An 8,862-nucleotide genomic window follows, 5' to 3' on the forward strand; every position below is an offset into this window, starting at 1 on the left:
AGCATATTATCACCTAATTGGTTTAGAACTAGTATTAGAAACAACAAGACGGCGATAGCTAAGTAACAACGCGATACCAAGCTCTAAGCGCTAGCGCCTAACGAACAGCATCAGTGCTTAACGAAAAGCTTCAGCACCTAAATAAAAAAACAGCAGCTCAAAGGGACGAACCATGAAAAAAATACTAATTCCAGTGACTAACCACGCAACACTAGGCGATACAGATCAAGCGAATGGTACTTATGCGCCTGAACTGACTCATGCTCTCAAAGAGATCATTGCTGCGGGTTTTGAGTACGACATCGCTTCTATCAAGGGTGGTAAAGGCCCATTGTACGGAACCGATATTGAAGGGGATTCAGTAAACGCTGAGATCTTGGCTGATGATGACTTCCAAAACCGCATCAACAATACGATTCCTGTAAACCAAATTAATGCAGAAAGCTACGATGCTATCTTCTACCCAGGTGGTTTCGGTTTGCTTTCAGACCTAGCAACCAACGAGCAATTCGCTGCTATTGCGGCTAAGCATTACGAAGATGGTGGTGTGATTGCGTCAGTATGTCACGGCCCTGCGGCGCTGCTTCCGATTGTTTTAAGCAACGGCGAGAAGCTACTAAGCTCTAAATCGGTGACTGGCTTTACACGTGAAGAAGAGATCGACTTTGGCACCATCAACGACATTCCGTTCCTACTGGAAGAGTCTCTTGCTCGCAGCTCAGCGCGTTTCAACAAGGTTCAACCTTGGCAAGAGCTTGTGATTGTTGATGAGCGAGTAATTACAGGCCAGAACCCGACTAGCGCACACGCTGTAGGCGCAGCTCTGGTTAAGAAACTTTATTAGTTAAATCAAGGGCTTATTCGAATAACCGACGTTAATCAAATAAGCTCAATCAAACAAAAAGAGCATACTTCCACCTCAATATTATTGAGAGAAGTATGCTCTTTTCTAATTTTGTAACCACTAAGGTGTTAGTTACTTCTTGCTAGTTACTTCGCAAGATCCCTTCAAGCACATTGAACAACAAGTCGATCTCTTCAATCGAGTTGTAATGCATACAACCAATACGCACCACGCCCTGCTCTTCAATGCCCAACTGTTTCACCAAACCTAATGCGTAGAAATGTCCGTTCCACACACAGATATTATGTTCACCCAACTTCTTGGCGATGAACTCTGGAGAGTGATTATCAAAGGTAATCGCAAACGTTGGCGTTCTTAGGTTCGAATCAAACTCTGTTTTCCCGTAAAGCTTTGCCCCTTCAAGATCAGACAAGCGTTTAAGGAAGTACTCACTGAGCTGGCTTTCATGCTTATTATAAAGCGCGTAGCTTTGCTCTAAACGAGAACGCAATGAATCGGCGGGATCGCCTAACTGCGCCAAGTAATCCACCGCCGCAATCACACCGGCAAGGCCTTCGAAGCTTTGCGTACCTGTCTCAAATCGACCTGGGCCGATATTGGTTGCAGGCTCAACCTTGTAAGGCTTTAACGTGTGTAGCCATTGAGGCGCAACATAAGCAATGCCAACATGCGGGCCGAAGAACTTATACGCTGAACACGCTAAGAAATCGCAATTCAATTGCTGAACATCAATCAAATGATGCGGCGCGTAATGCACGGCATCGACATAAACCTGCGCACCATGCTGATGTGCAAGCTCGATAACTTTCGCCATATCAACAATCGAGCCCGTCGTGTTCGAAGCAAACGTCACCGCGACAAGCTTGGTTTTCTCGTTAAGCAGCGATTCAAAATGCGCCATATCCAAACTGCAATCCGACTCGTCTACGCGAACTTGGCGAACAATCGCGCCTTTGTCGTCTGCCGCTTGCTGCCAGCTTGATACATTTGAGTAATGGTCTAACGCCGTGACGATAACTTCATCGCCCTCTTTCCAATCGCGGCTGATCGCTCGGCTCAATTGGAAGGTCAGAGATGTCATGTTCGCGCCGAACACAACGTTGCCAGAAGACTCCGCATTAAGCAGTGCTTGCGCCGCTTCTCTCGCTTGCTGCATTAAACCTGTGGTCTTCTGGCTAGAAAAGTAATGACCGCCTAGGTTTGAATTAAAGTGCCCAAGGTATTCCGTCATGGATGCTAAAACATTTTCAGGAACCTGAGAGCCACCCGGCCCATCAAAAAAGGTCACCGGCTTACCGTTATGGTATTGGCCTAGCGCGCTAAACTGCTGGCGCACATCATTAAGAGTGAAGGACATTGCGCGCATCCTTAGCCGTTAGAACAAACACATCCATATAGCCCATCTCATCGTGGTCTATGGTGCGAATCGGTTGTGCATTGTGCCAAAGCTTACTGTCTGCCAGCATTGCAACTTCGCCGTCTTCAAGCACTTTTCTAAAGAACGGTGCTTCATGAGAATCTTGGTACAGCATGATCTCGCCACCCACAATGTTATGACGGTTAACACCAATTAAAGCGATGTGGTCGAAGCCATCTTGGTGAACACCTTCTGGCGCAACCTGAGTTTCTTCAAAAATAGCGGCAATGCGGATCTGATGGATTTCGATTTCTTGCCCGTCTTCAAGCCCGTTGGTTTCTATAAACAGCTCACACATTTCTTGCATGCCTTCACTGCTTAGAATCTTCGCTTCAATCGGCTCGAACTGACGAACAACGTCACCTTGAAAGTGATTAATGTTTTCAGACTGAACAAAGTTATGTTTGTCTTGCTCAACGACTTGTCCATTACTGAATTCAACCACCGAGTATCTTCTCAATCGAAACTGGCCGTCCGCATGCTCTGTGCTTGGAAGCTTAGAGAATGACGGTGACAACTCCTCAACTGCGTGGTTACTGAGGTGGGTAATATGTAGGGTATTTTCGTGAGCATGTAACATCATCGACTCCTTAATGATTGTTAATTAACTTTCGATATTTAACGTTTTATTTACATAGAGGATACTTGAAGATATTGCCAAATCAACATTAAAGAATCATTTATCCCGTCAAATTTAATAATTCAGACGCTAAACCCAATCGAGAAATAAAAAGCAGTGTATAACACCAGAATAAAAGATGACCAACTCTTAAAACTAGCACACTCCACTAGCTAGTTATAAATCCCTGAAAATTTAAATTTAACGATATTATTAACTAGCAGGCCAGGTTTCATATTGTATAAGCCCTTACCCTTTAATACGCCAGCCTTCTTGCCTGAGTTCAGGCATCACACTCGCCATCATTCATTTCTATGCTTTTGCACAACGAAATACGACCTACCTATCAATTGCCAAGCTATTGATTATTTACACAACAAACTGAAATTGGTTAATTTATGAGTACGCCAGAAACCAAACGCCTTTGCTTGCGCGTCTGGAACAGGTCGAGTTCGGGGGGAACTCGGCCGCCCTCAAATAGAGTGCTTTCTAATAAAACCTACAATTATAAATGATGCGTTTATTTGGAATATGATGGTCTGCCTTTATGTCCTAACTTAGAATTCGTTAAAAATAGGCGACTATAAAGATTGGGAATGTTCTACACAAAACAGATGAGAGGGTAAGCAAGCTTGAAAGGTTGGTTGCTAAAAGAGCCACCTTTGGTGACATTTACACCAAAAGTCAAAACGAAAATAAGTTAACTAGACTTAAAACGATTCACTTAGAAAATAGGGAATTTAGCTAACACTCAATTTCACTGGACTGATTTTTAAAACCGTTCTTCGAGCGCTTCTGCTGGTACATTCGCTGGTCAGCTAAGCTCAAACACTCAGAAAAATTGACACATTCAAAACTAGATGCGCTTCCAAAACTGAGGCCAGACTGAGGCCAATCAGCACTGCGAATTTGCTCTTCCACCTGAGTCACTCTAAGCTCAATCTGAGAATAGAGAGCCTCAACTTGTTTCTCTTTATCCACTTTCAACAACCAGATAAATTCGTCGCCACCAGCTCGATAAACCATTCCAAGGTCTGTAAATTTTTCTCGCATCATGCGGCTGGTGTATTCTAAAAAGCGATCCCCTTCATCATGACCATAAGTATCATTAATCGATTTAAGGCCATCACAATCGATGAAGACGATACAATAGGAATGATGTACTAATTGTTTACTCGCATCATTAAAATCCAGCCGGTTTCCAAGCCCCGTTAAACTATCCACCCTCGACTGGATATAGGTTTTCTGATGTTGATGTTGTTGAATCCGCAACCATTCAGTCAGTGACAATAAAATGCAGGTACAATCTATTGCTAATGCAACAACAACGATGACTTCTGTCGATCTCTGAGTCGGCAATGGTGCAAAATGCGCAAAAATGTAATATACCAAAGCCGTGCCATAACAAAGACCACCGATCAAATAATATTTAGCGACAAAGTTTCGTTGATAAACCATCAATACGCCAGTCACTATCATTGTCGGCACCCAGATTGCCGCAATTAAATGGGACATAACAAAAGTCAACGAAAACGGGGCAAAGACATTAATAAACCCGATAATGACACACAGCCAACTAAAGGCCTGAAAGGTAAGATTAATACGAATAAAATGCTGCGGAAATCCAAACAATAATCTTGTGTAATAGCAAGAAAAAGCAACCGCAAACGGAAACAATACCATTCCAAAATAAACTGGGTTCCAGCTTTGGCTTGGTAATAAGTACCCCCAAGCGCCTGAAGCGGCGAACCATCCCAGGCCATGTAGCCCAACATAACCAGCACAAGCCAGTGTGACTGGATGTTTAGTTTGAAAGTAACAAAAAAGAGCAAAAACTCCCAACGTTAGCATGACAGTAATAGAAGCTAATGTGAGCGTATTGTTGCGGAAAACGTGAATATAAAATGGATATTCAGGTTGAAGAGTGAAGTTAACTGCCTTTGGAAATTTCTTTGCTTCCAAGTAGAGCCAAAGTGTTCCAGATTCCTCCGCATTCAATATTAACGGGAAGCTTTGCCTATGCAGATGCAAGATACTCTTGTTACTTAATTGGCCAAAATCAAGTATTCGCCTTACTTGACCATTTGTTGATTGCCAGTAACCCCAACCTTGATCCAAATAGTTTGCATGGAGTGTAACTATTTGTTGTGACGACTTGATATCGGAGTTGGCCAAATCAACTCTCAACCCAAACGCCCCTTCACCACCAAATATCGTTTCAATCCTTGGAGAGGATTCAATGTGTTTTTTTAATATGGGAAAATCGACTGGATCAGATAACAAAGGCATTTCATACCATCTTACAGCTTCATTAGCTAACACAGATTGTTCCCCGCTGACCTGCAGCGGAGAAGCAAAAACCGAATTCAGGCACACAATAAACACATTGATAAAAAGGATTAGAATCTGCATAGAGTTCAAATGATTCCGCGCAATATATAAATATCAATAATAACACATACAAAAAAATAACAACTGAGAAACACTCAATAGTTCAAGTATTAACCAACATTACACCTGTTTGTAATCATGCCGTTCATACTAAAAGTGCGTCTTGTGGTCGCTTATCTGCACGCTAATTTTGATGAATTCTTGCAGCGTCTTTTAACGCAAACTTTTTAAAATAAAACATAGGATTCAGGTTCTCTTGTTTTTCTACTCATCAATGTATACGCAAAAAAGTAAATACTGCTATAGAAACACCATGATCAAGAAGGCCCTAAAAGTGAGCAATATGCATAGCTGTTTGCAAGAGCACTTTCCTTGACTTATCGCTATTGATCTAAGACACAGGATTACAAGACCATCATTTAGTTCGGTTATGTTCTAACGTATAACGATTAATTACACTTCAGCCCTTGTTTAACCTTTTATTGCCTCCATATTTTCCATACAATCCTAAGCGATTATAAATAAAAACAATTTCAATTTCGGAGTCCTCATGAGCGACGTAAAGCACTGTAATTTATTGATTCTTGGTTCTGGCCCTGCTGGCTATACAGCTGCAGTTTACGCTGCTCGTGCAAACCTAAACCCAGTACTGGTTACAGGTATGCAGCAAGGTGGTCAGCTTACCACCACAACAGAAGTTGAAAACTGGCCGGGTGATGCTGAAGGTTTAACGGGTCCAGCACTGATGGATCGCATGAAAGAGCACGCAGAGCGCTTTGAAACAGAGATCCTGTTCGACCACATTAACGAAGTCGACCTATCTAACCGCCCTTTCCGTCTTAAAGGCGATTCTGGCGAGTACACGTGTGATGCATTGATCATCTCAACGGGTGCATCGGCTAAGTACCTAGGTTTAGATTCTGAAGAAGCATTCAAAGGCCGCGGCGTTTCTGCTTGTGCAACGTGTGACGGTTTCTTCTACCGCAACCAGAAAGTGGCGGTAGTTGGTGGTGGTAACACGGCTGTTGAAGAAGCACTTTACCTATCTAACATCGCGTCTGAAGTTCACCTTGTTCACCGCCGTGACACGTTCCGCGCTGAAAAGATTCTTGTTAAGCGTTTAATGGACAAAGTAGAGAACGGCAACATTGTTCTTCACACTGATCGCACGCTAGACGAAGTTCTAGGCGACGACATGGGCGTAACGGGCGTTCGTATTAAAGATACTCAGTCTGATAAAACGGAAGATATCGAAGTAATGGGCGCATTCATTGCTATCGGTCACCAACCAAACACTGAAATCTTCAAAGGCCAAGTCGACATGAAAGATGACTACATCATCGTTCAGTCTGGTCTTGAAGGTAACGCAACACAAACCAGCATCCCAGGCGTGTTCGCTGCAGGTGATGTAATGGACCACAACTACCGCCAAGCAATCACTTCTGCTGGTACAGGTTGTATGGCTGCACTGGATGCTGAACGCTTCCTAGATGGCCTTAACGATAAGTAAATCTGAGATTGCAGATTTGATTATCGGAGCTCTCGCCTCAGTAGATGCAGGGCATCATCACAATTTGTTGTAAATCCCTAGAGCCCAGCGGTATATCCACTGGGCTTTCTTTTGTATACTACCCGCCCTCAACAAATAATAATTATCATTAAGCCTTCATAATGGATAAGAAAAAACAACGCAGCTTGAACAAGTGGCTTAAGCAACAGAGTAAGTTAGCGAAACGCTGGCTTATGATTGCGATTAGCCTTGGCGTACTTTCAAGCGTGTTCTTAATTGCTCAAGCAGCTCTTCTCGCCTCTATTCTTCACCAGCTGATCATCGAGAATGTCGATAAATCTGAACTGGTTGGTCATTTCGCAGGCTTGGCATTATCGGTCGTTGGCCGTGCTGGCTGTACATGGGGACGTGAAATCGCAGGTTATCGCTGTGGTGAACAGATCCGGGTCTACATAAGGCAACTGATCCTTGATAAGTTACGTGAGTTAGGCCCTGCTTACATTAAAGGTAAACCTGCCGGTACGTGGGCAACGCTGTTGCTAGAACAAGTAGAAGACATGCAAGACTTCTTCTCTCGTTACTTACCTCAGATGTCTCTGTCGGTAATGATTCCATTCATTATTTTGGTTGTGGTGTTCCCAGTAAACTGGGCAGCAGGACTGATCTTCTTGATTACGGCTCCACTGGTACCGATGTTCATGGCACTTGTGGGCATGAAAGCGGCCGATGCCAACCGTAAAAACTTCAAAGCGCTGCAGCGTCTTTCAGGTCACTTTTACGACCGTTTGCAGTCAATGACGACTATTCGTCTATTTGATCGTACCAACGCTGAAACAGAAGTACTGAAAGGTGCATCTGAAGTGTTCAGAACGCGCACCATGGATGTGTTAAAAATCGCTTTCTTGTCTTCTGCGGTACTTGAGTTCTTCACGTCGATCTCTATCGCGATGACGGCGGTTTACTTTGGTTTCACCTACATTGGTGAGCTTAACTTTGGTCACTACGGTGCAGGCATTACTCTATTCGCCGGTTTGTTCATCCTTATCTTGGCGCCAGAGTTTTACCAACCTCTACGTGACTTAGGTACTTTCTACCACGCGAAGCAACAAGCGGTTGGCGCAGCCGAAAGTATTGTCGAGTTCCTAGAAACAGACATCACTAAGGTTAAATCAGGCAACACTCAACTCGATTCAGCTCAAGGCATCAATATTGAAGCTCAAGATCTCAAAGTATTAAGTCCTGAAGGTGTTCAATTGGTCGGCCCTATCTCGTTTGCATTGAACACTCGCCAATCGACTGCGTTAGTTGGCCCAAGTGGTGCGGGTAAAACAAGTTTGATCAACGCCATCCTTGGTTTCATGCCTTATGAAGGAAGCTTGAAAATCAATGGTATTGAATTGCGTGACCTCGACTTAGCCTCTTGGCGTAAAACCATTAGCTGGGTTGGTCAAAACCCATTGTTGTTGCACGGCAGCATTCGTGACAACGTCACCCTAGGTAAGCACGATATCGCTGACCAAGTTGTCGAGAATGCACTTGAGCAATCTTTTGCTAGCGAATTCGTAAACGAGCACGGCTTGGATTACATGATTTCTGATCGCTCTGGAGGCCTGTCTGTTGGTCAATCTCAGCGTTTAGCTCTAGCTCGCGCAATGATTCAAGACGGTCAGTTCTGGTTGCTCGATGAACCCACTGCCAGCCTAGATACTCGTAGCGAACAGTTGGTAATGAAAGGCATCAATAGCAACATCGAAAGCCGCACTGCCCTACTTGTGACGCACCAACTTGCCCCGCTTCAATCGGTCGATAACATTCTGGTTATGCGCGATGGTGGTCTTGTTGAACAAGGTCATTACTCTCAGCTTTCGACTGCGGGTGGTTTATTCGAAGAGATGCTTAACGCGAACTTAGCTCAACAAGATAATAAGGGTAATTTAGATGCGTGATTTACTGCCTTACCTGAAACTCTATAAAAAGCATTGGTTTGGCCTATCGCTAGGCATGCTATTGGCTTTTGCTACTCTGTCGGCTTCTATCGGCTTGTTAACGCTATCGGGTTG

The 8,862-nt window shown here is 43.8% G+C and carries 6 protein-coding genes; 3 read left to right on the forward strand and 3 right to left on the reverse strand.

Going from position 1 to position 8,862, the window contains the following annotated elements:
• Positions 1-172: 172 nt before the first annotated feature.
• The gene (locus AB4512_RS00155; protein WP_372174091.1) at positions 173-844 is read left to right on the forward strand and encodes a type 1 glutamine amidotransferase domain-containing protein; all 672 of its coding nucleotides are present in this window, start codon (positions 173-175) and stop codon (positions 842-844) included.
• 142 nt (positions 845-986) lie between these two features.
• Here the strand turns inward: AB4512_RS00155 and AB4512_RS00160 are convergent, their stop codons facing one another.
• The 3 genes from AB4512_RS00160 to AB4512_RS00170 all read right to left on the reverse strand — a co-directional run bounded on the left by AB4512_RS00160 (position 987) and on the right by AB4512_RS00170 (position 5,313).
• The gene (locus tag AB4512_RS00160) at positions 987-2,222 is read right to left on the reverse strand and encodes a cysteine desulfurase-like protein (RefSeq protein ID WP_372174093.1); all 1,236 of its coding nucleotides are present in this window, start codon (positions 2,220-2,222) and stop codon (positions 987-989) included.
• Positions 2,206-2,862 (reverse strand): 2OG-Fe dioxygenase family protein, encoded by a 657-nt coding sequence (locus AB4512_RS00165; RefSeq protein ID WP_372174095.1) that lies wholly within the window; start codon positions 2,860-2,862, stop codon positions 2,206-2,208. The genes AB4512_RS00160 and AB4512_RS00165 overlap by 17 nt, the downstream gene beginning before the upstream one ends.
• A gap of 783 nt (positions 2,863-3,645) precedes the next feature.
• Positions 3,646-5,313, reverse strand: a complete 1,668-nt coding sequence (locus AB4512_RS00170; protein WP_017066195.1) for a diguanylate cyclase — start codon at positions 5,311-5,313, stop codon at positions 3,646-3,648.
• 529 nt (positions 5,314-5,842) lie between these two features.
• On the opposite strand from AB4512_RS00170, the gene trxB reads away from it, so the two are divergent.
• Both trxB and cydD read left to right on the forward strand, forming a co-directional pair.
• A complete protein-coding gene (gene trxB / locus AB4512_RS00175; RefSeq protein ID WP_004733400.1) occupies positions 5,843-6,802 on the forward strand; it encodes a thioredoxin-disulfide reductase in 960 nt (319 codons plus the stop codon).
• A gap of 161 nt (positions 6,803-6,963) precedes the next feature.
• Entirely contained in the window at positions 6,964-8,748 is a 1,785-nt protein-coding gene (cydD, locus tag AB4512_RS00180) for a heme ABC transporter permease/ATP-binding protein CydD (RefSeq protein ID WP_372174096.1), read from the forward strand.
• Positions 8,749-8,862 lie beyond the last annotated feature (114 nt).

The organism is Vibrio sp. 10N.222.52.B7, assembly GCF_041474275.1.
Taxonomy (GTDB): domain Bacteria; phylum Pseudomonadota; class Gammaproteobacteria; order Enterobacterales; family Vibrionaceae; genus Vibrio; species Vibrio crassostreae_C.

Coding starts and splice junctions, on each gene's coding strand:
- AB4512_RS00155 (WP_372174091.1), top strand. CDS start 173: ATGAAAAAAATACTAATTCCAGTGACTAACCACGCAACACTAGGCGAT.
- AB4512_RS00160 (WP_372174093.1), bottom strand. CDS start 2,222: ATGTCCTTCACTCTTAATGATGTGCGCCAGCAGTTTAGCGCGCTAGGC.
- AB4512_RS00165 (WP_372174095.1), bottom strand. CDS start 2,862: ATGTTACATGCTCACGAAAATACCCTACATATTACCCACCTCAGTAAC.
- AB4512_RS00170 (WP_017066195.1), bottom strand. CDS start 5,313: ATGCAGATTCTAATCCTTTTTATCAATGTGTTTATTGTGTGCCTGAAT.
- trxB (WP_004733400.1), top strand. CDS start 5,843: ATGAGCGACGTAAAGCACTGTAATTTATTGATTCTTGGTTCTGGCCCT.
- cydD (WP_372174096.1), top strand. CDS start 6,964: ATGGATAAGAAAAAACAACGCAGCTTGAACAAGTGGCTTAAGCAACAG.